General features: G+C 74.1%; 22 protein-coding genes. 11 read left to right on the top strand and 11 right to left on the bottom strand.

Annotated elements, in window-relative coordinates; translation table 11 throughout:
• Positions 1-26 precede the first annotated feature (26 nt).
• Positions 27-1,589, bottom strand: a complete 1,563-nt coding sequence (gene ahcY, locus NHH00_RS14265) for an adenosylhomocysteinase (protein ID WP_253053233.1) — start codon at positions 1,587-1,589, stop codon at positions 27-29.
• 579 nt (positions 1,590-2,168) lie between these two features.
• Between ahcY and NHH00_RS14260 the strand changes: the two genes are divergently transcribed.
• From NHH00_RS14260 to NHH00_RS14250, 3 genes are all read left to right on the top strand, one after another.
• On the top strand, positions 2,169-3,530 hold the full coding sequence (locus NHH00_RS14260; protein WP_253053231.1) for a quaternary amine ABC transporter ATP-binding protein: 1,362 nt from the start codon (positions 2,169-2,171) through the stop codon (positions 3,528-3,530).
• On the top strand, positions 3,527-4,396 hold the full coding sequence (locus NHH00_RS14255; RefSeq protein WP_253053229.1) for an ABC transporter permease: 870 nt from the start codon (positions 3,527-3,529) through the stop codon (positions 4,394-4,396). The genes NHH00_RS14260 and NHH00_RS14255 overlap by 4 nt, the downstream gene beginning before the upstream one ends.
• A 127-nt stretch (positions 4,397-4,523) precedes the next feature.
• Entirely contained in the window at positions 4,524-5,471 is a 948-nt protein-coding gene (locus tag NHH00_RS14250) for a glycine betaine ABC transporter substrate-binding protein (protein ID WP_253053227.1), read from the top strand.
• Positions 5,472-5,599: 128 nt separating this feature from the next.
• Here the strand turns inward: NHH00_RS14250 and NHH00_RS14245 are convergent, their stop codons facing one another.
• From NHH00_RS14245 to NHH00_RS14235, 3 genes are read right to left on the bottom strand one after another with little or no spacing between them, the layout of a single operon-like run.
• Complete coding sequence (locus NHH00_RS14245) at positions 5,600-5,788, bottom strand: Trm112 family protein (protein ID WP_253053225.1); 189 nt, start codon at positions 5,786-5,788, stop codon at positions 5,600-5,602.
• Complete coding sequence (locus NHH00_RS14240) at positions 5,785-7,257, bottom strand: phosphomannomutase/phosphoglucomutase (protein WP_253053223.1); 1,473 nt, start codon at positions 7,255-7,257, stop codon at positions 5,785-5,787. The genes NHH00_RS14245 and NHH00_RS14240 overlap by 4 nt, the downstream gene beginning before the upstream one ends.
• Before the next feature lie 43 nt (positions 7,258-7,300).
• Positions 7,301-7,654 (bottom strand): DUF3499 domain-containing protein, encoded by a 354-nt coding sequence (locus NHH00_RS14235; RefSeq protein WP_047232115.1) that lies wholly within the window; start codon positions 7,652-7,654, stop codon positions 7,301-7,303.
• 113 nt (positions 7,655-7,767) lie between these two features.
• On the opposite strand from NHH00_RS14235, the gene NHH00_RS21130 reads away from it, so the two are divergent.
• Positions 7,768-8,346 carry a metallopeptidase family protein gene (locus tag NHH00_RS21130; protein WP_308202314.1) on the top strand — a complete coding sequence of 193 codons (579 nt, stop codon included), beginning with the start codon at positions 7,768-7,770 and terminating at the stop codon, positions 8,344-8,346.
• Between the two features lie 13 nt (positions 8,347-8,359).
• On the opposite strand, the gene NHH00_RS14225 is transcribed toward NHH00_RS21130, so the two are convergent.
• The 3 genes from NHH00_RS14225 to NHH00_RS14215 form a co-directional block, all read right to left on the bottom strand.
• Positions 8,360-10,111, bottom strand: a complete 1,752-nt coding sequence (locus NHH00_RS14225) for a DUF5719 family protein (RefSeq protein ID WP_253053221.1) — start codon at positions 10,109-10,111, stop codon at positions 8,360-8,362.
• Between the two features lie 4 nt (positions 10,112-10,115).
• Positions 10,116-13,481, bottom strand: coding sequence for a glycosyltransferase (locus NHH00_RS14220; RefSeq protein ID WP_253053219.1), 3,366 nt, complete (start codon positions 13,479-13,481; stop codon positions 10,116-10,118).
• A gap of 133 nt (positions 13,482-13,614) precedes the next feature.
• Complete coding sequence (locus NHH00_RS14215; protein ID WP_275892227.1) at positions 13,615-13,944, bottom strand: WhiB family transcriptional regulator; 330 nt, start codon at positions 13,942-13,944, stop codon at positions 13,615-13,617.
• A gap of 179 nt (positions 13,945-14,123) precedes the next feature.
• Between NHH00_RS14215 and NHH00_RS14210 the strand changes: the two genes are divergently transcribed.
• From NHH00_RS14210 to rfbA, 3 genes are all read left to right on the top strand, one after another.
• The gene (locus NHH00_RS14210; RefSeq protein WP_253053217.1) at positions 14,124-14,927 is read left to right on the top strand and encodes a TIGR03089 family protein; all 804 of its coding nucleotides are present in this window, start codon (positions 14,124-14,126) and stop codon (positions 14,925-14,927) included.
• Between the two features lie 85 nt (positions 14,928-15,012).
• Positions 15,013-15,681, top strand: a complete 669-nt coding sequence (locus tag NHH00_RS14205) for a class I SAM-dependent methyltransferase (RefSeq protein ID WP_253053215.1) — start codon at positions 15,013-15,015, stop codon at positions 15,679-15,681.
• A 45-nt stretch (positions 15,682-15,726) separates the two neighbouring features.
• On the top strand, positions 15,727-16,590 hold the full coding sequence (rfbA, locus tag NHH00_RS14200; RefSeq protein WP_253053213.1) for a glucose-1-phosphate thymidylyltransferase RfbA: 864 nt from the start codon (positions 15,727-15,729) through the stop codon (positions 16,588-16,590).
• A gap of 28 nt (positions 16,591-16,618) precedes the next feature.
• On the opposite strand, the gene rfbD is transcribed toward rfbA, so the two are convergent.
• On the bottom strand, positions 16,619-17,467 hold the full coding sequence (gene rfbD / locus NHH00_RS14195) for a dTDP-4-dehydrorhamnose reductase (RefSeq protein WP_308202313.1): 849 nt from the start codon (positions 17,465-17,467) through the stop codon (positions 16,619-16,621).
• Between the two features lie 73 nt (positions 17,468-17,540).
• On the opposite strand from rfbD, the gene NHH00_RS14190 reads away from it, so the two are divergent.
• Both NHH00_RS14190 and NHH00_RS14185 read left to right on the top strand, forming a co-directional pair.
• Entirely contained in the window at positions 17,541-19,052 is a 1,512-nt protein-coding gene (locus tag NHH00_RS14190) for a DUF2142 domain-containing protein (RefSeq protein WP_253053209.1), read from the top strand.
• Between the two features lie 2 nt (positions 19,053-19,054).
• The gene (locus NHH00_RS14185) at positions 19,055-19,681 is read left to right on the top strand and encodes a dTDP-4-dehydrorhamnose 3,5-epimerase family protein (RefSeq protein ID WP_253053207.1); all 627 of its coding nucleotides are present in this window, start codon (positions 19,055-19,057) and stop codon (positions 19,679-19,681) included.
• 34 nt (positions 19,682-19,715) lie between these two features.
• Here the strand turns inward: NHH00_RS14185 and rfbB are convergent, their stop codons facing one another.
• From rfbB to NHH00_RS14170, 3 genes are all read right to left on the bottom strand, one after another.
• Positions 19,716-20,711, bottom strand: a complete 996-nt coding sequence (gene rfbB, locus NHH00_RS14180) for a dTDP-glucose 4,6-dehydratase (RefSeq protein WP_253053205.1) — start codon at positions 20,709-20,711, stop codon at positions 19,716-19,718.
• A 65-nt stretch (positions 20,712-20,776) separates the two neighbouring features.
• Positions 20,777-21,736, bottom strand: a complete 960-nt coding sequence (locus NHH00_RS14175) for an NAD-dependent epimerase/dehydratase family protein (RefSeq protein ID WP_253053203.1) — start codon at positions 21,734-21,736, stop codon at positions 20,777-20,779.
• Positions 21,733-22,737, bottom strand: a complete 1,005-nt coding sequence (locus NHH00_RS14170) for a glycosyltransferase (RefSeq protein WP_253053201.1) — start codon at positions 22,735-22,737, stop codon at positions 21,733-21,735. Before NHH00_RS14170 ends, NHH00_RS14175 begins: the two co-directional genes overlap by 4 nt.
• 83 nt (positions 22,738-22,820) lie before the next feature.
• Here NHH00_RS14170 and NHH00_RS14165 point away from each other — a divergent pair, with 83 nt between their 5' ends.
• Together NHH00_RS14165 and NHH00_RS14160 are read left to right on the top strand one after the other, a co-directional pair.
• Positions 22,821-23,387 carry a GtrA family protein gene (locus NHH00_RS14165; protein ID WP_253053199.1) on the top strand — a complete coding sequence of 189 codons (567 nt, stop codon included), beginning with the start codon at positions 22,821-22,823 and terminating at the stop codon, positions 23,385-23,387.
• The gene (locus NHH00_RS14160; RefSeq protein ID WP_253053197.1) at positions 23,384-24,223 is read left to right on the top strand and encodes a glycosyltransferase family 2 protein; all 840 of its coding nucleotides are present in this window, start codon (positions 23,384-23,386) and stop codon (positions 24,221-24,223) included. The genes NHH00_RS14165 and NHH00_RS14160 overlap by 4 nt, the downstream gene beginning before the upstream one ends.
• Positions 24,224-24,231: the final 8 nt, after the last annotated feature.

The raw sequence follows: 24,231 nt of genomic DNA, 5'->3' as shown, positions 1-24,231 counted from the left end.
TCGTGGCGCGAGCGGGCTGTCGGCGCTCAGTAGCGGTAGTGCTCGGGCTTGTACGGGCCCTCGACCCGGACGCCGAGGTAGTCGGCCTGGGAGGGCGAGAGCTCGGTGAGCCGCACGCCGAGCGCGTCGAGGTGCAGGCGCGCCACCTTCTCGTCGAGCACCTTGGGCAGGCGGTACACCTGGCGGGCGTAGGAGCGCTCGCGGCCCTCGCGCGCGGCGGACGTGGCGTCCTGGAACAGCTCGATCTGGCCGATCACCTGGTTGGAGAACGAGTTGCTCATGACGAAGGACGGGTGGCCGGTCGCGTTGCCGAGGTTGAGCAGGCGCCCCTCGGAGAGGACGACGATCGAGCGGCCCGCGGGCTGCCCGCCCGGGCCGGGCTCCGCGAACGTCCACTCGTGGACCTGGGCCTTGATCTCGGTGCGCGTCACCCCGGGCACCTCGGCGAGGCCGGCCATGTCGATCTCGTTGTCGAAGTGCCCGATGTTCCCGACGACGGCCTTGTCCTTCATCGCGACGAGGTGCTCGGCGCGGATCACGTCCTTGTTGCCCGTGGTCGTGATGAAGAAGTCCGCCTCGCCGAGCACGTCCTCGATCCGGGCGACCTGGTAGCCGTCCATCGCGGCCTGGAGCGCGCAGATCGGGTCGACCTCGGACACGATGACGCGCGCGCCCTGGCCGCGGAACGCCTCCGCAGCGCCCTTGCCCACGTCGCCGTACCCCGCGACGAACGCGACCTTGCCGCCCATGAGGACGTCGGTCGCGCGGTTGATGCCGTCGGGCAGCGAGTGGCGGATGCCGTACTTGTTGTCGAACTTCGACTTGGTGACCGAGTCGTTGACGTTGATCGCCGGGAAGAGCAGCTCGCCCGCCTCGGCGAGCTGGTAGAGACGGTGCACGCCCGTCGTCGTCTCCTCGGTGACGCCCTGGATCGCCTGGGCGATCGTCGTCCAGCGCAGGGGGTCGGCCTCGAGCGCGCGGCGCAGCACGGCGCGCACGACGTTCATCTCGTGCGTGTGGTCGGGCTCGCCGGGCAGCGTGTCGGGCGGGACGACGCCCGCGCGCTCGTACTGCAGGCCGAGGTGGACGAGCATCGTGGCGTCGCCGCCGTCGTCGAGGATGAGGTTCGGCGCCTCGTCGCCGGGCCACAGGAGGATCTGCTCGGTGCAGTCCCAGTACTCCTCGAGGCTCTCGCCCTTCCACGCGAACACCGGGACGCCCTGCGGGTCGTCGGGCGTCCCGTGGGGCCCGACGACGACGGCGGCCGCGGCCTCGTCCTGCGTGGAGAAGATGTTGCAGCTCGCCCAGCGCACCTGCGCCCCGAGCGCGACGAGCGTCTCGATGAGGACGGCGGTCTGCACGGTCATGTGGAGCGAGCCGGCGATGCGGGCGCCCGCGAGCGGCTGCGACTCCCCGTACTCGGCGCGCAGCGCCATGAGGCCGGGCATCTCGTGCTCCGCGAGACGGAGCTGGTGACGGCCCGCCTCCGCGAGGGACAGGTCGCGGACCTTGTAGCGGCCGGGGACCTCGTCGAAGCCGGGAGCGGCTCCCGAGGTGCCGGTCGTCGGGGCTGGCGCTGTGGTGGACATGGTTCTCCTGTGCGTTCTCGGTGCCGGTCGGGCCGGTGGTACCGGTCCTGCCGGTGGCTGGCCGACTGGCCGGCCGGTGGCTGCGCTGGGGGCTCCCGTCCGCGCCGGGCGGGACCGCAGCCCACCCGGTCCCAGCCTACCGACGACGGCGCCGCCCGGCCCCGGCGAGCACGGCGCCCCGGGCTCGCCGCACCGTTCGTCCAGCGCGCGCGCCCGGGCGCGCGCGTAACACGAATGCTTGACCATCTCAAGATCACAAAGAGATAACGATCCACGATCCGTCGGCATCCGCACCGTTCCAACGATGATGGGTCAAGAATCGTCCTGGAACAGTCCCCGATCCCGGGGTCGTAGGTAGAAGTTGACCCTCGAATCAGGCAGGGTGCTGGAGTACCGATTGACGTCGGACCAGCATGTGGCCCGCTGCGCGCCGAGCGCGGAGGTCGCCCTCGGGCGTCCGACCGCGACGCGATCACGGCCGCGTGCCACGCTCCCGAGACGCCGCCGCCGGAATCCTCTGGCGCCGTCCTCGCGCGGGGCGTGCCGGTCCCCGCACGGAAGGTGGCGAGACCCGCCCGCATGACCGCTCCCAGCATCACCCCGCCCGACAGCAGCGACACGACGGTCGGCTCCCCCGCACCGTCGACCCCTCCTCCCACCGACGTCGCCGTCTCCGTGCGCGACGTCTACAAGGTCTTCGGCCGTCGGCCGGTCGAGGCGATCCGCCGGCTCGAGCAGGGCGCGGCCCGTGACGACGTCAAGGCGCTCGGCACGGCCGCCGTCATCGACGCGAGCTTCGACGTCCGGCGCGGCGAGATCTTCGTCGTCATGGGCCTCTCCGGCTCCGGCAAGTCCACGCTCATCCGCATGCTCAACGGCCTGTGGAAGCCGACGGCCGGGCACGTCGTGGTCGGCGGCACCGACCTCGCGGCGACCGACGCCAAGCAGCTGCGCGCCCTGCGACGCAGCAGCGTGAGCATGGTGTTCCAGCACTTCGCGCTCCTGCCGCACCGCACGGTGCTCGACAACGCGGCGTACCCGCTCGAGATCCAGGGCGTCGGCAAGGCCGAGCGCCGCGAGAAGGCCCGCACCGCGCTCGACCTCGTCGGGCTCGGCGGCTGGGAGGACTCGCTCCCGTCGCAGCTCTCGGGCGGCATGCGCCAGCGCGTCGGCCTCGCCCGCGCGCTCGCCGCCGACACCGACGTCCTGCTCATGGACGAGGCGTTCAGCGCGCTCGACCCGCTCATCCGGCGCGAGATGCAGGAGCAGCTCCTCGACCTGCAGCAGCGCCTCGGCAAGACGATCGTCTTCATCACGCACGACCTCAACGAGGCCATGCACCTCGGTGACCGCATCGCCGTCATGCGCGACGGCCGGATCGTCCAGATCGGCACCGCCGAGCAGATCCTGTCCGACCCCGCGAACGACTACGTCGCGCAGTTCGTCGCCGACGTCGACCGGACGCGCGTCCTCACCGCGTCGTCCGTCATGGTGCGACCCGCGGTCGTCGTGCCCGTCAGCGGCGGGCCGCGTCAGGCGAGCCGCGCGATGCGCGAGGCGCAGGTCTCGGCCGCGTACGTCGTCGACCGCCAGCGCGTGCTGCACGGCGTCGTGCGCGACGACGACGCGGTCGCCGCCCTCAAGGCCGGCAAGGAGAGCATCGGGGACCTCGTGCACGACGGCGTCGCCCCGGTCTCCCCGGACACGCCCCTCGCGGAGATCTTCGCGCCCGCGGCCGAGTCCTCGCTCCCCGTGCCCGTGACCGACGCCGAGGGCCGCCTCGTCGGCGTCGTCCCGCGCGTCACCCTGCTCGAGGCCATGGTCCCGACCGAGCAGCCCCGCACGGGCGAGATCGACCTCGGCGCGCCCGCGGTGCAGGACGAGACCGTCGAGGACGCCGCCGTGGGAGCCCACCCGACGACCGAGGGAGGTGCCGCGTGAACGACACCCTCGTCCCCCGCATCCCGCTCGGTGAGTGGGTCGACACGTTCGTCGACTGGATGACCACGACGTTCCGGCCGCTCTTCCGCTTCGTCAAGGACGTGCTCGTCGGCATCTACGACGGCCTCGACACGATCCTGTCGAGCCCGCCGTTCTGGGTCGTCGCGCTCGCGCTCGCCGCCCTCGCGCTCCTCGCCAAGGGCTGGAAGCTCGCGCTCGGCTCGCTCGTCGGCTTCGTCGTCATCGCCGGCGTCGACCAGTGGGACAACGCGATGGACACCCTCGCGCTCGTCCTGCTGTCCGCCGTCCTGGCGCTCGTCGTCGCGATCCCGGTCGGCATCTGGGCCGCGCGCAACGACCGCGTCTCCGCGGTCGTGCGGCCGGTCCTCGACTTCATGCAGACCATGCCGGCCTTCGTCTACCTCATCCCGACCGTCGTCATCTTCCTCACGGGACCCGTCCCGGGCATCATCGCGACGATCATCTTCGCCATGGCGCCGGGCGTGCGGTTCACCGAGCTCGGCATCCGGCAGGTGGACAAGGAGGTCGTCGAGGCAGGCCAGGCGTTCGGCGCGACCCCGGGCCGCATCCTGCGCCAGATCCAGCTCCCGCTCGCGCTCCCGACCATCATGGCCGGCGTCAACCAGGTCATCATGCTGTCGCTGTCCATGGTCGTCATCGCGGGCATGGTCGGCGCCGGCGGCCTCGGCAACGACGTCGTCGCCGCGCTCCAGCGCGTCAACGTCGCGCTCGGCTTCGAGGCAGGCCTCGCCGTCGTCATCCTCGCGATGTTCCTCGACCGCGTGACGTCCGCCCTCGGCAACCGCGCCCCCGTCTCGCGCGCCCTCGCCGCGGCGCGCGTCTGAGCGAGCGCGTCTGAGCCGGTCTCAGGAGCGCCCGAACCGTGCCCGGCCGCAGCGCCGGGAACCCGCCCGCCGCACCCCCGGCGTCGGGCACACCGACCGGGTCCGCCCGGACCCAGGGAAGGACAGCATGACCCCCGCACGCACCCGCAGCACCCGCCGGTTCGCTCGTGGCACCACCGCGGTCGCCGCCTCGGCCGTCCTCGGCCTCGCCCTCACCGCCTGCGCCTCCGACTCCGGCTCCGGCGGCTCGGACGCCGGCGGCTCGACCGGCGAGGACGAGACGTCGGTCTCCATCGGCATCCCCTCCGGCTGGGACGAGGGCATCGCCGTGTCCCACCTGTGGACCGCGATCCTCGAGCAGGAGGGCTACGACGTCACCTCCCAGACCGCCGACATCGGCGTCGTCTACACCGGCCTGGCCGGCGGGGACTTCGACGTCACCCTCGACGTCTGGCTCCCCTACACGCACGCCTCGTACGAGGAGGAGTACGGCGACCAGGTCACCGACCTCGGCTACTGGTACGACGACGCCAAGCTCACCATCGCGGTGAACGAGGACTCGCCCGCGCAGTCGCTCGAGGACCTCGCCGGCATGGCCGACGAGTACGGCAACAAGCTCGTCGGGATCGAGGCCGGCGCCGGCCTGACCGAGATCACCCAGGAGCAGGTCATCCCGACCTACGGGCTCGAGGGCATGGACTACTCCATCTCCTCGACCCCCGCGATGCTCGCCGAGCTCAAGGGCGCGACCGACGCGGGCGAGAACATCGCCGTCACGCTGTGGCGCCCGCACTGGGCCTACGACGAGTTCCCCGTCCGCGACCTCGAGGACCCCGAGGGCGCGCTCGGCGAGGCCGAGAAGATCCACATGTGGGGCTCGTCCGACTTCGAGGAGCGCTACCCGACGCTGACCAAGCTGTTCGGCGCCTTCTCCCTCGACGACGAGCAGCTCTTCTCGCTCGAGAACATGATGTTCAACTCCGACGAGTACGCCGACGAGGCCGAGGCCGTCCAGGCCTGGCTCGAGGCGAACCCGACGTTCGTCGACGACCTCAAGGAGGCCGCGGGCGTCTGACGTCGCGCGACGAACGGGCCGCGGTCCTCGGCTCGCCGCCGTCGGTTCCGCGCCCGGGCGTGCTGACGACAGGAGGCCGGCTCCCCACGGGGAGCCGGCCTCCTGTCGTCCTCGGACCGGTGCGGTCCTCAGAGCTCGCGCGCGTCGTCCTCCAGCAGGACCGGGATGCCGTCGCGCACCGGGTACGCGAGGGGGCGGTCGGGATCGGTGGAGTGCAGCTCCGGCTCCCCGGAGGGGCCGGTGCCGTCCACCAGGCGTGCGCCGGTCACGGGGCAGCGCAGGGCCTCGCGCACCCAGGGGTCGATCTCCAGGCTCATGCTCGCTCCTCGTCGTCGTGCGTGCGCACGAGCGACAGGACGTCGTCGCGCACCTTCTCCATGATGTCCTCGTCGGCGGCCTCGACGTTGAGCCGCAGCAGCGGCTCGGTGTTCGAGGCGCGGAGGTTGAACCACCACTGCGGGTGGGAGTCCCAGTGCGAGACGGTCAGCCCGTCGAGCTCGTCGACCTCGACCGGCCCGCCGCCCTGCTGCGTCACGTACGCCTCGACGACGCGCGCCCGGGCCGCCGGCACGTCGGCCACGGTCGAGTTGATCTCGCCCGAGGCGACGTACGGCTCGTACATCTCCCCGAGCGCCGAGAGGGGGTGCGGCTGCGACCCGAGGGCGGCGAGCACGTGCATCGCCGCGAGCATCCCCGTGTCGGCGAAGAAGAAGTCGCGGAAGTAGTAGTGCGCGCTGTGCTCGCCGCCGAACACGGCGTCGTTCTGGGCCATCTGCGCCTTGATGAACGAGTGGCCGACGCGCGTGCGCACGGTCCGGGCGCCGGCGGCCCCGAGGAAGTCGGGCACGGCCCGCGACGTGATGAGGTTGTGGATCACGGTCGGCGTGCGCCCCGCCTCGACCTCCTTCGCGACCTCGCGCAGCCCGACGAGCGCCGTGATCGCCGACGGCGACACCGGGTCGCCGTGCTCGTCGACGACGAAGCAGCGGTCGGCGTCCCCGTCGAACGCGAGCCCGAGGTCGGCGTCGTGCTCCACGACGGCGGCCTGCAGGTCGAGCAGGTTCTTCGGGTCGAGCGGGTTCGCCTCGTGGTTCGGGAACGTGCCGTCGAGCTCGAAGTACAGCGGCACGACGTCGAGCGGCAGCGCGGGCAGGCCCGCGCCCGTGCCCAGGACGGCCGGGACGGTGTAGCCACCCATCCCGTTGCCGGCGTCGACCACGACCTTGAGCGGCCGGATCCCCGACAGGTCGACGAGCGAGCGCAGGAACGCCGCGTAGTCCGGGAGCGTGTCGCGGTCGGTGACCGTCCCCGGCTCGTCCGCGGCGGCGGGGAGGCCGTCGTCGAGGTACCCCTCCGCGAGCCGGCGGACCTCCGCGAGCCCCGAGTCCTGGCCCACCGGGCGCGCGCCCGCGCGGCACAGCTTGATCCCGTTGTAGACCGCGGGGTTGTGGCTCGCGGTGAACATCGCGCCGGGCGCACCGAGGACGCCGGACGCGTGGTAGAGCCCGTCCGTCGAGCACAGCCCGATGCGCACGACGTCGACCCCGGCCTCGACGAGACCCGCCGCGAACGCGTCCACGAGCTCCGGCCCGGAGTCCCGCATGTCGTGCCCGACGACGACGCTCGCCCGGGCGGGCGCGTCGCCTGCGGGGGCCGGCGCCTCGGGGAGCACGACCGCACGGGCGAACGCGGCACCGATGGCCTTCGCCACCTGAGGGTTGAGCTGGTCCGGGACGGTGCCGCGGACGTCGTACGCCTTGATGAGGTGGGAGAGGTCGGTCGTCACGCCGCCCACCCTACCGAGGCGGGGGCACGGGGGTGCGTCGGGGTCAGTCGCCCTCGGCGCGCAGGACGCGCAGGTGGCCGCGTCGCCCCACCTCGGTGACGTCCGGCGGCTCCGGCTCCGTCCGGACCTTGCCGGCCTCGCGCACCGCGTCCGCGAGCGCCGACAGGTCGTCGTCGCTCGGGCCGGTCTCGACGAACTGGGGCGACAGCCGCACGACCTCCCAGCCGCGCGGTGCGGTGAGGCGCTCCGCGTGCTCGGCGCACAGGTCGTAGGAGTGCGGCTCGGCGAGGTGCGCGAGCGGGCCGAGGACCGCCGTGGAGTCGGCGTAGACGTAGGTGAGGGTCGCGACGGCGGCACGGACGCACGCCGTGCGCGAGCACTGCCTGACGGATCTCACGCGCTGACCTTACGCCTTCCTGGCGTGTCGTGGGGCCGCCACACGCCGTCCGAGCGCCCGCGCCGCCGCAGGTGGGCGCGCTGCGCCGGGCGGCGGCGGGCTAGAGTCGTGGTGTGCGTGGCAACACTCCGTCCCCCGGCTCGCGGCCCGAGCCCGCCGGCAAGGGGCGCCGGGCCCGCGACCGCTGGTCGCGCCGGGCGACCCCCGCCCCGCCCCCCGTCTCGTTCGACGAGCTCGTCATCCTGCCTCGGGCGCCCGGCCCGGGCGGTCAGGGTCCGGTGCCGCGACGCCGGGACCGCCGGGGTCGCGGGATCCGCGGGCCGCTCCTGCCGCCCACCGCACCGGCGAGCCGCACGCGGGCGGAGAAGTTCGACGACGTCGTCGTCGACGTCGTCGAGCGGGTCGAGCGCTCGTGGGCCAAGCAGCTGCGCGGGACGGAGTTCGCGGTCGAGGACGTGCCGCCGTCCGACCCTGCCCCCTGGGAGGACGGCGGCGTCCCGCTCGGCCGGTGCTTCCCCGCGGAGTCGGGTCAGCCCGCGCGCATCGTCGTCTACCGACGGCCGGTCGAGGCCCGCGCGTTCGACGCCGAGGACCTGGAGGACCTCGTCCGCGACGTGCTCGTGGAGCAGGTCGCCCACCTGCTCGCGCGCACGCCGGAGGAGATCGACCCCCGGTACACCGGCGACCGCTGACCCGCGTCGCTCCCTAGCCCCCGAGGCCCGCGGTGCCCGAGGCACGGACCGCGACGGTCCCGGGCGCGGGGGCGTCGGCCACGGGCAGGAGCACCGAGAGCAGGCTCGGGGTCTCGTCGCCGTCGTCCCCGCTCGGGTGACCCGCGCTCGCCGTGACCGACCAGACCGGCTCCAGGTCCCCGCGCGGACCGACGACGTCGACCGTCACGGCCGCGACCGTGGCGTCGGATCCCTCCGCCACCAGCGCGGACGGGTCGAGCGTCTGCGTCGTGCCGGCGGCGAGCGCCACGGTCGTCGTCCCGGCCTCGGCGCCGTCCTCGTCGTAGGCGCGGACGCGGAGCTCGAGGCGTCCGGCCGCGTCGTCGCCGTCCTCCGCCGGGCCCGTCGCCGGGACTGCCGCGAGCGTCAGGACCGACGTCGTGCCGGGGACGAGCGCGACCTGACCGGCCCGCGCGTCGTCCGCCACGGCCGGGGCGTCCTCCGCGGGGGGCACCAGCGCCCGCGCGGCGATCCACGCCCGGTCGTACTGACGCTCCTCGTGCAGCAGGTCGGGGTCGGCCTCGCCTCGCCGGTCGACCGACGCCCCCGCGACGACGGGGACGTCCGCGTGCACGGCCACGGCGTACGACCCCGCGGGCAGCCCCCCGAGCGAGACGTCGGTGACGACCCCCGGCGTGAGGGCGACGTCCTCCACGCCGCGCAGCGGGACGGGCCCGTCCGCCCCGTAGACCGTCACCTGCGCGGTCCCCGCCTGGTCGCCGGGGGCGAGGAGGCGGAGCTGCGGCGCGTGCGGGTCGTCGACGGCCTCGCCGATGCTCGCGACGCCCGCGAGCGCCAGGTCGTGCGCGGGGTCCGCGCCGGGGACGACGTAGTCGACGCCGAGCGGGACCAGCCCGTCGAGCGTGGAGTGCTGGAGGTAGGCGGAGACGAGCCCGCCCGTCGCCGCGACGTGCACGACGAGACGCCGCTGCTCGGGGGCGGCCGCCTCGACGAGCGTCACGACCTCCTCGCCCGGGCCCACGAGCTGCTGCCCGCCCCCGGAGAGCACCGCGGCCCCGCCCTGGCCCCAGACGTCGACCTGCACGACGGCGGGCGTGAGCCCCGGGTTCTGCAGCACGAGCTGGGTGCTGCTGCCGATCTGGGTGCTCCCGCCCACGAGCCACTGGCTGATGCCGGGCCGCGCGCAGCTCGCCGCGGCGAGGCCGCGCAGGTCGCCGGCGGTCGTCACGGACCCGACCGACGCCGCGACCCGCGGCGCCGCCCCGTCGCCCGGGCGCACGGTCAGGACGCTGCCCGCGCCAGGGTCCTCGACGGTGCTCACCGTGACGTCGGCGTCGGGGGCGCGATCCAGCGCCCGGGCGCCGGTGCGCGCGGCCGTGCCGTCGAACGTGCCGATCTCGGCCGACCCGGCGCCCGCCACGACCGCGCGCAGGCTGCTCTCGGTGCCGACCGGCGCGGGACCGAACTGCGCGTCGCCGACCGTCTCCGGGTCGGTGAGGCGCGCGGGCCCCGGGCAGACCGTGACCTCCGGGGCCGGCTCGACGGCGACCCGCTCGACCGGGTCGGCGGGGGGCGGCGCGGCGGGGACCAGCGTCGCACCCGTGCTCCCGAACGCGGCCACGGCGCCGACCGCGAGCATCCCGACCAGGCCGGCGCCCGTCGTCGTGACCCGGCGCACCACCCCGCGCCGCCGGCTGCGGGACGTCCCGACGGTCGCCCCGTCCGCCGCCGCCCGGCCCTCGCCCGTCTCGTTCTCCGTCGTCACCGCGCTACCTCGTCCCCGCCCGACGACGCCGCACCGGCACCGCGAGCAGCACGTACACGAGCAGGGTGATCCCTGCCGCCGTCATCCAGCCCGACCGGTGGTCGGCCGCGTGGAACACCTCGAGCCGACCGTCCGCGCCTCCCAAAGCGAACGCCTGGAGCCCGCCGGTGGTCGACGGGTCGACGGCCTCCAGGGGTCGGCCGTCGAGCGTCGCCCGCCACCCGGGCGAGGCGTCCTCCGCGAGCACGACCACGCGGTCCTCGGCCCCCGCCGGCACGACCGCGTCGACCGGTCGCAGCGCCTGGCGGTCGGCGTCGAGCGGCTGTGACCCCGCGGACGACTCGACCCGCGCGTAGGCGGGGTCGAGGCCGTCGGGCGCCACGCGCCACACCAGCCCCGACTGCCCCTCCGTCATGCGCTCGAGACCGGGCACCGTGTCGAGCCGCGCCACGAGCTCCGCGCGCGCCTGGTCCTGCTCCGCCGACGCCGGTAGGAGCACGGCGCCCACGCCGAGGCGCCCGAGGCCGTCGCTCACGTCGGCGGACGTGCCGGAGACGAGGTCGGCGACCACCCGGGGCAGCTCGCCCTCGGTCGCGCCGGGGTCCGCGGCCTGCCACGCCTCGACGACGACCGAGGAGTCGACGGCCTGCGGGCCGTCGGAGCGCAGGGCCGCGTACTCGACCACGCCGCCCGGACCGATCTCGAGGCTGAGCACCCGGGCCTGGCGCGGGGAGGACTGCATCTGGCGGCCGACCGGCGGGACGACGGGCTGGGTCGTCGCGCGGACGTCGCCGACCCGCGCGTCGTCCCGGTCGAGGACGCCCGCCGTCCACGACGCCGCGGTGCCCAGCGGGAGCAGCGTGACGACGAGGCCGAGCGCGACGACGGCACCGGACCGCCAGGGCGGGGCGCCGCCGTCGGGCAGTCGGGGCGCACCCACGAGCGCGGCTCCGAGGAGCGCGAGGAGCGCGAGCGAGGTGCCCGCGCCGGGCCAGCCCGTCACGGGGGCGTCCGGCGACGCGCCCGCCCCGACGACGGTCGAGCCGGCGAGGATCGCCGTCGCGAGGCCGATCGCCGCGACGAACCACGCGCCGACGGCGAGGCGGCGCCCGCGGAGCACGGCCACGGCGGCGAGCGCCACGACGACCGCCCCGGCGGCGAACGGCGCCCACCGCGCGAGCAGGTCGACGGCGCCCGAGCCGTCGAGCCCGAACCACGCGCCCGGCGACACCGGCAGACCGAGGAGCAGCTGCCACGGCGGCGCGGCCGCGGCCGCGACGGGCGCACCGGGGTCGGCGAGCAGGAGGCGCCACCCGCCGTCGCCCGCCGTCCTCGCCACGTGCACGAGGAACGGCGCGAAGAGCACGAGGGCCGGGACGGGGACGAGGGCGAGGTAGCGGCGGTGCGCGGGCACCCCGACCGCGACCACCACGAGCACGAGGACGCCGACCGGGAGGAGGACGGGCGAGCCGGCGACGACGACGGCGAAGAGCAGGCCCGCGGTCGCCGCCGCGGCGAGCGACCCCGGCTCGCGCCGCGGGACCGGACGCGCGGCGTCGGGCGCGGCCGGCGCGACCGTGTCGACACGCTGGAGCCCGAGCGCGCGGACCACCGCGAGCGCGAGCCACGGCAGCGTGGCGTGCACGAGCACGGCGCCCACCCGGCCCGCGCCCACGGCGGCGAGCAGGGCCGGCGCGGCGACCCACACGAGCGTGGCCCAGGCGCGCGCCGGGACCGAGCGGACCAGGGCGCCCGCGGCGAACCACGCGCCCAGACCCGCGGCGACGAAGCAGGCCGGCACGAGCAGGTTGACGGCGGTCTGGGTCGCGCCCCCCGCGAGCAGCGAGGCGGGGACGAGCGCCGTGACGTAGGGGTCGGCCGGGGCGGGCGCCCCGAGGCCGGTCGAGACCCACCCGGTCGTCGCGGCACGCCAGACGTCGCCCAGCGTGCCCGTCGCCGGCAGCAACGAGCCGCCGACGAGGCGCCCGCCGGCGAGCAGCGCCCCCGCGAGCGGGCCGAACACGAGGGCGGTGTACGCCACGAGGGCGACGGCCGTCGCAGCGAGCCCCGCCCGTCGCCGCAGCGCGAGCGCGCGCAGCTCGCGCCGCTCGATGTCGGTCGGGGCCCACGCCGTGCGCCGCTGCTCCGCCCGCGCCAGACGACGGTCGCGCCGCTCGGCGAGCACCTCGCGCCACGTGCCGCGCAACGGGCGCAGCGCACCGCGCGGGAGCCTGCGGGTCCGTCGGGCCGCGCGCCGCGCGCGCCACACGGGCCCGACCCGGGCGAGCGCCCACAGCGGCGCGAGCAGCTCGTCCCGCGCGTGGCCGGGCTGCTTGACGAGCAACCGGTACGCGGCGTGGAACGGCGCACCGAGGATCATGGCCAGCGCGACGAACGGGAGCCACGGTGCCGCGACCCCGACGAGTCGCGCGTGCAGCTGCGACCGGCGCCGCGCGGCGGAGGACGAGCCGGGGTCCGGCGCGGGGAGCGTGGTCGCCCCGCGCCGCCGGTCCCGCAGACCGAGCAGCGACGCCTGGGCGTGCCGCACCACCGCGGACGGCACGACGATCACGCGGTGCCCGGCGAGCCGTGCCCGGCGGCACAGGTCGAGACCGTCGCCGAACGGGCCGTACTCGGGGTCGGTCCCGCCGAGCTCGAGCCACACCGTGCGGCGCACGAGCGCGCCCGCGAGCCCGACGGCGAGCACGTCGTCGCGCGCGTCGTGCTGGCCCTGGTCGATCTCGTCGTCGTCGATCCCGGTCATGCGGCGCCCCAGCGGCGTCGTCGTGACGCCGACCTCGACGAGGCGGCTCGCCGTGCCCGGCTCGAACGGCGCGGCGGGCTCGGCTCCCGTGCCGACCGTCCACCGCTCCTGCTTGGGTCCCGCCACCGCGACCGCGGTCGAGTGCTCGACCGCGCGCAGGAGCTCGGCGAGCGCGTCGGGAGCGGGCGCCGAGTCGTCGTGGAGCAGCCAGAGCCACGTGCCCGGTTCGACGTGCGCGAGCGCGGCGTCGACCGCGTCCCCGAACGAGCGGGCGCGCGGAGCAGCGACGAACCGCGCGTCGCCGAGCTGGAGCCCCTGGTGCTCGCGCGTCGCGTCACCGGTGGCGGCGTCGACCACGACGACCGCGTGCGGGCTCGTCGTCTGGGCGCGCAGGGCGGCCATCGTCTGCGCGAGGAACGGCGTGCTCCCGCGCGTGACGACGACTGCGGTGACGGTCGTGACGACGGGCAGCGCCCCGGTGACGGCAGCGACGATCTCGGGTGCCGCGACGACGCCCGGCACCGCAGCGGCACGCGCGGCCGCCCCCGGCGTGACGTCGCCGGGGCGGGCGCTGCGCGCGGACGTGGTCAGGTCGGAGGAAGTCATGTCCCGTCGATCATGCGACGGACACGGCTCCGGGCGCGGCATTTGCGCGCCCCGGTGTGGCGGGGTGTCGTGACCCCGTCACGAGGCGGCCCGGTGCGGCACGCGGCCGATCCGGACCGGGCGACGCTCGTCGTCAGACGACGCGGCGCTTGAGCTTGCGGCGCTCCCGCTCCGAGAGGCCGCCCCAGATGCCGAACCGCTCGTCGTTCTCGAGCGCGTACTCCAGGCACTCCGCGCGGACCTCGCAGCCCGTGCAGACCTTCTTGGCCTCGCGCGTGGACCCGCCCTTCTCCGGGAAGAAGGCCTCCGGGTCCGTCTGGGCGCAGAGCGCCCGCTCCTGCCAACCCATGAGCGAGTCGTCGACCGGCTCGCCGAAGAGCGGCAGCACCGGTGCCACGCGCTCCACCTCTCGTTCAGCGTCGGAGGGGAAAGCCCCTCCCGTCCCGTCCAGCATGTTCCACATCGTGCGCCCCTTCATGCCGTTCGCCGGGCCTCGTGGCGAGAACCCCGCCGGAAACTGCATTGAAGAAATTACACGCGTGTCGTCCGCGGGCGTCAAGCCGAAATGTGATAGCGACGAGGAGGCGAGGGGTGAAATTCCGACATGTCGGGACGCGATATCAGCGCTCTAGGGTGGTGTCCATGGTGACCGCTCCCCATCCCCCGACCCCGCGCGACGACCGCCCCACGCACGTCGCTGACCTGCTGAGTCTCCTCACGCGAGACCCCGGCCGACCGCGGCTCACGTGGTACGGCGACGACGGCGAGCGCGTCGAGCTCTCCGGCGCGGTGCTCGAGAACTGGGTCAACAAGACGACCAACCTTCTCGTCGAAGAATTCGACGCCGGCCCCGGCACGCGGGTCGTTCTCGACCTTCCGGTCCATTGGCGCACGGTCGTCTGGGCGCTCGCCGCATGGCGCGTCGGAACGACGGTCGTGCTCGCGCCCGTCGAGGACGACGCTATGCCGGACGACGGCACCACGCGACCGGACGTCGTCGTGACGACGCGCCCCGACCGCTGGACCGGGACGCGCGCCGAGCTCGTCGCCGTCGCGCTGCCGGCGCTCGCCCGCCGGTTCGACGGCGACCTCCCGGCGGGGGCGATCGACGCCGCGTCCGCGGTCATGACCTACGGCGACCGGATCGGCTGGGCGCCCGCGGTCGAGCCCGGGCTCGAGGCGCTCTCCGCACCCCCCTCGTCGTGGGACCACGCGCACCTGGTCGACCGGGCCGCCGGCGGTCGGCAGCTCCTGTCCCCGACGCCGCCCTCCGGGGACGGGGACGACGGGGACCCGGCGACGGCCTCGATCCTGCGCCGGGTGCTCGCGACCTGGGCTGCCGACGGGTCCGTCGTCCTCGTCTCCCCCGCCACCGCGACGGCTCTGGGCTCCGACCCCGAGCGGTTTCGTCGGCTCCTCGCCCAGGAGCAGGTGACGCCGGCCTGACCGCCTTGGTGGTGTCTCCCCTCGGAGAGACCGCGCGGCTATCGTGGGCGGATCGAGGACAGGTGCGACCCCGAGCGAGGTGCCCGTGACCCGACCCGACGACCAGCCGGCCGCAGACCCCGTACCCAGCGGGCCGGGCGACGCCACGGCACGCGCCGCGAGCACGGAGGACGCCGAGTACACGCGTCGTCTGCGCGAGCTCCAGGGCGCCCGCTGGAAGCGGATCCTGCACGTGCAGGCCCCGTACCGGTGGATCGTCCGACACCACCTGGGGGCGCGCCGGACGCTCGACCTGGGGTGCGGCATCGGGCGCAACCTCCGCCACCTCTCCCCGGGCAGCCTCGGGGTGGACCACAACCCCGCGTCGGTCGCCTTCTGCCGGAGCCTCGGGATGGACGCACTCACCCCCGAGGGCTTCCTGGACGCGAGCGCCGACGGGCGGCTCCCGCCCTTCGACGCCCTCCTCGTCTCGCACGTGCTCGAGCACGTCGAGCAGGGCAGCCAGGTCGAGATGCTGCGCCCGTACGTCGAGCGGCTCGCGGCGGGCGCCCGGGTGCTCGTGGTGTGCCCCCAGGAGCGCGGTTTCGCGTCGGACCCCACCCACACCGACTTCGTCGACGACCGGAGGATCGCGCAGGCGCTCGACGCGCTCGGTGTCGTCGTGGACGGGTCGCGGTCCTTCCCGTTCCCCCGTTGGACGGGCCGGTACTTCGTCTACAACGAGTTCGTCGTGCACGGGCACGTGCCGGCATGAGCGAGACGAGCCCGTCGAGATCGCGCGCGTGGGAGGATGGCGCCCATGCGTGGAATCATCCTGGCCGGCGGCTCCGGCACGCGACTGCACCCGATCACGCTCGGTGTGAGCAAGCAGCTCGTGCCGGTCTACGACAAGCCGATGATCTACTACCCCCTGTCGACCCTGATCCTCGCGGGCATCCGCGACGTCCTCGTCATCACGACCCCGCACGACGCCGAGCAGTTCCGTCGGCTGCTGGGCGACGGCTCGCAGTTCGGCATCTCCATCTCGTACACCGTCCAGGCGGAGCCCAACGGGCTCGCGCAGGCGTTCGTCCTCGGTGCGGACTTCATCGGGTCGGACTCCGCGGCGCTCGTCCTGGGCGACAACATCTTCTACGGCCCGGGCCTCGGTACGCGCCTCTCGCGGTTCGAGGGCCTCGACGGCGGCGCGGTGTTCGCCTACCGGGTCTCCGACCCGACCGCCTACGGTGTCGTCGAGTTCGACGAGGACGGCAAGGCCCTCTCGCTCGAGGAGAAGCCGCAGCACCCAAGCTCGAGCTACGCGGTGCCCGGACTGTACTTCTACGACAACGACGTCGTGGCGATCGCCCGCGACCTCGAGCCGTCGGCCCGGGGCGAGTACGAGATCACCGACGTCAACGCGGAGTACCTCCGCCAGGGGCGGCTCCACGTCGAGGTGCTGCCCCGCGGCACGGCCTGGCTCGACACCGGGACCTTCGACTCCCTCCTCGAGGCGTCGGACTTCGTCCGTACGATCGAGAACCGGCAGGGCCTGAAGGTCGGTTCGCCCGAGGAGGTCGCGTGGCGCCGGGGCTTCCTCACCGACGACGAGCTGCGCACCCGCGCCGAGAAGCTCGTGAAGTCCGGCTACGGGAGCTATCTGCTCGGCCTCCTCACCCCCTGACGACGGCGGTCGGCGGCTGCGCCGACCGTCAGCCCGCGAGGACCTCGGCGGCGGCCGTCCGCCACCGCTCCTCCCACTGGGCGATCACGGGCACCCCGACCGCCGCCAGGGGCGCGTGGTCGAGCACCGAGTACGCAGGACGCGGCGCCGGACGCACGAACGCCTCGCTGGTCGTCGGCCGCACGCTCTCGGGGTCCTGGCCGGCGGCGACCGCGACCGCGCGCGCGAACTCGAACCAGGAGCACGCGCCGCTCGCCGTCGCGTGGTACACGCCACCGGGGGCGCCGGTCACCACGAGGCGGTCGACGGCCTCGGCCACGTCCCGCGTCCAGGTGGGCTGGCCGACCTGGTCGGCCACGACGTCGACCCCACCGCGCTCGCGCAGGAGCCGGGCGATGGTCCGGGGGAAGCAGGCGCCCCGCGCGCCGTAGAGCCACGCCGTGCGCACCACCAGGTTCGCCGGAGACGCCGCAAGGACCGCCCACTCGCCCGCGAGCTTCGTCCGCCCGTACGCGGACACGGGCGTCGGCGCGTCGTCGACGCGGTAGGGCGCGTCGGCCGTGCCCGCGAAGACGTAGTCGGTCGAGATGTGGACGAGGCGGCGCCCGGCACGGGCGCACGCTCGCGCGAGGACGCCGGCACCGAGGGCGTTCACGGCGAAAGCGTCGGACTCGTGCTGCTCCGCGCCGTCGACGTCCGTCCACGCGGCGCAGTTGACGACGACGTCGACCGCGGCGACCGCGTCCTCCACGCTCCGGGCGTCCAGCACGTCGAGCTCCCGGGACGACGGAGCCCACACCTGCTCCCCCCGCTCGGCGAGCCGACCCGCGAGGTCCGTGCCGAGCATGCCCGTCCCTCCCGTGACCAACCAGTGCACGAGCGACCTCCGATCCTGTGGGCGATGACCAGACGAGCGTAGTGGAGGCCCCGGTCTCGTAGGATGACCAACCATGACCCCTGAGATCGGCGGACCTTCCCGCGCCCGCCGGACGGCCACCTGGGTCGCGCTCCCCCTCCTCGCCCTGGTCGCCCTCCTCGCATGGGGATTCGCCACGCCGGTCGGCTCGAGCCCCGACGACGACTTCCACCTCCCGTCGATCTGGTGCGGGCTCGGCGAGCGGGACGGCCTGTGCGAGCAGGGCTCCGAGGAGCTCACGCGACTCGTCCCGGCAGCGGTCGCGGGCGAGCCTTGCTACGCCCGGGACGCCGCTCGCGACGCGTCCTGCTGGTCCGACTCGACCGAGCTCGTCGAGACGGACCGCGTCAACACGGTGCACCTCTATCCCCCGGTCTTCTACGCGACGATGTCGGCGTTCGCGTCGACCGACGTCGAGACGTCCGTCCTGCTCATGCGGGGGTTCAACGCGCTCCTCTTCGTCGGGCTCGTCACCGGGGTGGCCGCCCTGGTCCCGCGGCCGCTCCGGCGCAGCGCCGTCCTGCCGTTCGCCGTCACGGCGGTCCCGCTCGGGTTGTTCGTCGTCCCGTCGACCAACCCCAGCTCGTGGGCGTACCTCGCGGCGGGCGTGACGTGGCTCGCGCTCTACGCGAGCACGCTCGTCGAGGGCCGCCGCCAGATCGGGCTGGCCCTGCTCGCCGTGCTCGCCGGCTTCCTCGGCGCGGGGGCACGAGGCGACGCGGGCGTCTACGCGTGCCTCGCCGTCGGCATCGTCGCGATCCTCTCTCTCCGCCGCGACCGCCGCCTCGTCGTCCCGGCCGTGGCGGGCGCCGTCATCGCGGCGGTCGGCGCGCTCTTCTACCTGAGCTCGACGCAGGGCGGTCAGGTGAGCGGCGGCTTCAGCGACGGACCCGGAGGACCGCCGCTCGGCGTGTGGGACACCTTCCGCACCGTGCTCGAGGTCCCGGACCTGTGGATCGGAGCCGTCGGCGGGTGGGGCCTCGGCTGGTTCGACGTCCCCCTCCCGGCCCTCGTCCCCGTCCTCGTCTGGGCCGTCCTCTCCGCCGCCGTGTTCCTCGGCCTCGGCAAGGCCACGCCCCGGACCCTGGTCGCGGCGATCGTCGCCCTCGGCGCGCTGTGGGGCATGCCGACGCTCCTGCACCAGCAGTCGGGGGTGCTCCCCGGCTCGTTCGTCCAGCCTCGCTACCTCCTGCCCGTGCTCGTCCTGCTCGTCGGCGTCCTCACCGTGGCGACCGCCCGCGGCAAGGTCGAGTGGACCCGGGCACAAGGCGTCACCGGAGCGGTGGCGCTGGCGCTCGCTGCGGCCGTCGCACTGTTCACCACGATCCGGAGGTTCACCGTCGGCATCGAGACGCCGGTGGCGAACCTCGACGGCGACCCCCGCTGGTGGTGGGACGTCCTCGCCCCGACCCCGCTGACCGTGCTCGTCACCGGATCGGTCGCCGCGCTCGGCGTCTTCCTCCTCGCGGAGCGGCTGGGCAGAGCCGTTCCCACCGGCGAACGAGCGACGGACGACGAGCCCCGACCCCGACCGACGGAGAGATGACCGTGAAGATCCGAGAGCTCGACATCCCCGGCGCATGGGAGCTCACGCCGCGCCAGTTCGGCGACGACCGAGGCGTGTTCCTCGAGTGGTTCCAGGGCAGCGAGTTCGCTGCGACGGTCGGACACGACCTCGACCTCCGGCAGGCGAACCTGTCGGTCTCCGCCGCCGGGGTCGTCCGGGGGGTGCACTTCGCCGACGTCCCGCCGAGCCAGGCCAAGTACGTGACCTGCGTGAGCGGCGCGGTGCTGGACGTCGTGGTGGACATCCGCGTCGGCTCGCCGACCTTCGGCCGCTGGGACTCGGTGCTGCTCGACGACGTCGACCGCCGCGCCGTCTATCTGAGCGAGGGCCTCGGGCACGCGTTCTGCTCGCTCGAGGACGGCTCGACCGTCGCCTACCTCTGCTCGGCACCCTACGCGCCGGGCAGAGAGCACGGGATCCACCCGTTGGACCCGGGTCTCGCGATCGAGTGGCCGACGACGGACCGCCGTGGCCGTGCGCTCACCCCGCGGCTCTCGGACAAGGACTCCCAGGCCCCGACGTTCGACGAGGCGCACGCGCAGGGTCTGCTGCCCACCTGGGACGCCGTGCGGTCCTTCCTCGCCGACCGACGGGGCACGGGCGCCTGAGCGCCCGGGCGCCCGCCGACCGCGAGCTGCCGTCCTACTGCCCGGACGCGGCGTAGGTCGCCTCGACGCCGGCCTTCGCCGGGCGCCACCACGACTCGTTCTCCCGGTACCAGTCGACCGTCGCGACGAGACCGTCCCGGAAGTCGGTGTAGCGCGGCTCCCAGCCGAGCTCCTCCCGGAGCCGCGAGGCGTCGATCGCGTACCGCAGGTCGTGCCCGGGGCGGTCGGCCACGTGGTCGAAGTCGTCGGAGGGTCGCCCGAAGATCTCGAGCAGCGTCCGCACCACGTCGAGGTTGCTCGTCTCCCCGTCGGCACCGATCAGGTACGTCTCCCCGATCCGGCCCGCGTCGATGATCCGCCACACGGCGCTGTTGTGGTCCTCGACGTGGATCCAGTCACGCACGTTCAGCCCCGCCCCGTAGAGCCGGGGGCGCACCCCGTCGATGAGGTTGGTCACCTGGCGCGGGATGAACTTCTCCACGTGCTGGTACGGGCCGTAGTTGTTGGAGCAGTTGGAGAGCGTCGCCTCGACCCCGAAGGACCGGACCCACGCCCGCACGAGCAGGTCGCTCGCCGCCTTCGTGGAGGAGTACGGGCTCGAGGGGTTGTACGGGGTCGTCGGTGTGAACTTCGCCGGGTCGTCGAGCTCGAGGTCGCCGTACACCTCGTCCGTCGAGATGTGGTGGAAGCGCACCCCGTGCCGACGGACGGCCTCGAGCAGCGTGAAGGTCCCGACGACGTTGGTCCGTACGAAGGGCGACGGGTCGTTGAGCGAGTTGTCGTTGTGGGACTCGGCGGCGAAGTGCACGACCAGGTCGTGCTCGGCGACGAGCGGGTCCACCACGTCGGTGTCCGCGATGTCGCCCTGCACCAGGCGGACCCGGTCCGCCACAGGATCGAGCGACGAGCGGTCGCCCGCGTAGGTGAGCGCGTCCAGGACGGTGATCTGGACGTCCGGGCGCTCCCGGACGCTCTGGTGGACGAAGTTGGACCCGATGAAACCGGCTCCGCCGGTCACCAGCATCTTCATGTGCGCTGCTCCTGCCAAGTCGTCGTGCGGCCGACCGACCACTCTAGACGACCGGTCCCCCGGTCTCAGCCTCGCGTCCGTGACCGCAGCGCGAGGCCGATGTCGGCTCCCGTCGCGGCGATGCCCACCGGGAGCGGCACGAACGCGCGGTGGTCCAGCTCGGGCCACACGCGGGACCGGAACCGCAGGTCGAGCGCCTGACGAGAGGTGAACGGCGACGCCGCCAGCACCGCCTGGGGGCGTCGCTTGTAGATGCGGCGCATCTCGCCGAGCAGGGTCGCGATCGAGACCGACTGCTGCGACGCGAGGATCTTCACCACGGGTTCGCTCCCCGGCGGGAGGGTGGCCGCGCGGTCGAGCGTGTCGAGGACCATCGCCGCGCAGTCGTCGACGAAGAGATAGTCGCGCAGCGTGTCCAGCGGGACGTAGATCCCGATCGGGCGCGCCGTGTGGTGCGCCAGGCAGAGCTGGGAGATGAGCCCTTGGGGTTTCGCCAGGTTCTGCCCCGGACCGTAGATGTTCGCGATGCGTGCCAGCACCACGCGCGTGCCCGCCCCGCCGAGCGTACGGAAGGCGTCCTCCGCGTCGAGCTTGGCACGCCCGTACTCCGCCAGCGGCCGCGGCGCGGTCTCCTCGGTGAAGGGTGGGTCGTCGCTCCCGGCGTAGAGGCCGCCGGCCGACGAGGCGAAGAGGAGCGCACCCCGTGCCGCGACATCGGTCGGCAGCGCCCGCAGCCGGGAGACCACGTCGCGGATGACGTCGAGCTCGGCACCGAGCGCGTCGGCCGTCGACGCGGTGACCCCTGCTCCCGCGGCCCAGACCACGGCCCAGGGGCCGTCTCCCGCCGTCCGGAGGAGCTCGTCGACCGCGCGCCCGAGGTCCTCGACGGCGTCGGCACGCACGCCCCACCGCACCCGCGCCCGGACGGACGACGTCCCGCGGCGGTCGAGCTCGCGCGTCACGGCCCGGCCGAGCAGGCCCCCCGCGCCCACGACCAGGGTCGTCGCGCCCCCCGCACGGTTCATCGATCGCGTGCGCGTCCGAGCGGGCCCTGCGCGGGGTCGCTCACGATGAGATAGAGCGGCCTGCCCATCGCCATGTTGACGGCCACCCCGATGTACTCCGCGACCACACCGATCGCGAAGAGGATGAGACCGGTCGCCAGCAGCATCACGACGATGAGCGACGTCCAGCCGGCAGGGACGGACTCGCCCGCGATACGGGCGATCGCGAGCGCGACCGCGACCACCACGCCCGCGACGCCGAACACCGCGCCGAGCACGCTCACGATCCGCAGCCCCCGGGTACCGCTCGAGAGCACCATCCGCCAGAAGTGCGACAGGAGGCGCCGCAGCGAGTACCCGGACCGACGCTCGCCCTCGTCACGGAGCGCGACGGGGGCCGTGGTGACGGTTCCCGCGACCCAGCCGAGCGCGACGTCGAGATAGACGCTGGGGCCCGCGTACGCGGCCACGGACCGACCGATCTCCCCGAGAACGAGCCGATAGCTCTGGTAGAGCGACGTGTCGGTACCCCCCGCGAGCGCCTCGATCACGCGCTTCGCCGCCTTGGACGTCACGTTGCGGAACGCGGAGTGCGGAGGGGCGTTGGTCGGCGCCGCGTAGACGACGGTCGCCCGCTGCGCGAGCGCCGCGTCCAGCAGCACGCCCATGTCCGCGGGGTCGTGCTGGCCGTCCTCGTCCAGCGTGACGATCCAGTCGCCGCCCGAGGAGGCCATCCCGGCGAGGGTCGCGGCATGCTGCCCGAAGTTGCGGCTCAGCCAGACGGGTCGGACGACGTCGTACTTCGCGGCGAGGTCGCGGATGACCGCGGCGGAACCGTCGGGTCCGTGATCGAAGACGAGCAGGACCTCGGTGACCTGGGCCTGCGCCCCCGCCGGTGTCGCGAACGGGACGCAGAGCCTCTCGATCTCCTCGAGGAGGGCCGGGAGCGTGCGCTCACCCTGGTACACGGGAACGACGACGGAGATCTTGTGAAGGACGCCGTCGAGGTCTTCGTTCGTCACGCTGGAGACTATAGTCGTTGGGTCGTCGCAGCCCGTCCGCCCTCGGGTGCGCCCGCGAGCTCCGAGAAGAGGTACCCCGCCCGATGGTCATGGACCCGGAGCCCCCGACGACGGACGCCCCCGGATCGCCGACCCCGGCCCCTCCCGCAGGGATGCACGGGTCGCTCGGCCCCCTCTTCACCCTCGTCAAGGACCAGCGGGTCGCGTTCCTCATCGTGGGCGGCCTCAACACCGTCATCGGCACCGCGTGGTTCGTCGTCTTCGAGATGCTCCTGCGCGACCAGCTCGGCCGGTTCGGCTACATGGCGAGCCTCGTCTGCGCGCACGTCGCGGCCGTGCTCTGCGCGTTCGTGCTCTACCGCAAGTTCGTCTTCCGGGTGACGGGGCACGTCTGGCTCGACCTGGCTCGCTTCGAGGTGGTGAACCTCAGCGCGCTCGGGGTCAACCTCGTCGCCCTGCCGTTCGTCGTCGAGCTCTTCGGGCTCGCGCCGATCCCCGCCCAGCTCCTCATCACCTGCGTCACCGCGCTCATCAGCTACTTCGGCCACAAGGGCTTCTCGTTCCGACGCAAGAAGCCGGCGGCCACGCCCCCCGACGTCGCCGACACCGGTGCCGCCGACAGCCACAGCAGAAAGGACGCCCCCACGTGAGCCCTCGCGTCTCGGTCGTCGTGCCCGCGTACAACAACGGCGACTACATCGCCGCGACGATGCGCTCCGTGCTGGACCAGACCTTCGACGACTTCGAGCTCGTCGTGGCGGACCACTCGTCCACCGACGACACGTGGGAGCAGCTCCAGGCGTTCGCGGAAGACCCCCGGGTGCGGCTCGTGCAGACGGACGCGGGCGGCGGAGCCCGGAGGAACTGGAACCGGGTGAGCGAGCTCGCCCGGGGTGAGCTCATCAAGCTCGTCTGCGGGGACGACCTCGTGCACCCCACCATGCTCGCCCGCCAGGTCGCGGCGATCGACGCGGCAGGTCCGGAGGCCGTGCTCGTGGCGTCGCAGCGAGACCTCGTCGACGCGCGCGGAGACGTCTTCGTCCGTGCGCGGGGCCTGGGCGACCTCGACGGCGTCGTGGACGGCGCCGAGGCGCTGCGGGCCACCGTGCGCTCCGGCACGAACCTCTTCGGCGAGCCCGCGTGCGTGCTCATGCGCACCGACGCCCTGCGACGCGCGGGGTGGTGGCAGGACCTGCGGTACTACATCGACGCCGGCTCGTACGCCCACGTCATGGTCCAGGGACGGGTCGTCGCACTGCGCGAGTCCCTCGCGTCGTTCCGCGTCAGCGCGAGCCAGTGGTCCGTCCGCCTGATGCGGCAGCAGGCGGAGGAGGCCGCGGAGTTCCACCGCCTGGCGCGTGAGCTGGCGCCCGCCACGATCACCGAGCAGGACGTGCGCCGCGGTGACCGTCTGGCGAAGGTCGTCGCTCTGCAGCGCCGGGCGGCGTACGTCGTCCTCGGGCGCCGGATGCGCCCTCGAGACTGACCCGCCGC

Source organism: Cellulosimicrobium cellulans, from assembly GCF_024124905.1.
GTDB classification, from domain to species: Bacteria; Actinomycetota; Actinomycetes; order Actinomycetales; family Cellulomonadaceae; genus Cellulosimicrobium; species Cellulosimicrobium cellulans_G.
Note: the sequence above shows the minus strand (reverse complement) of the source record. Positions and strands in the feature narration are given on the sequence as shown.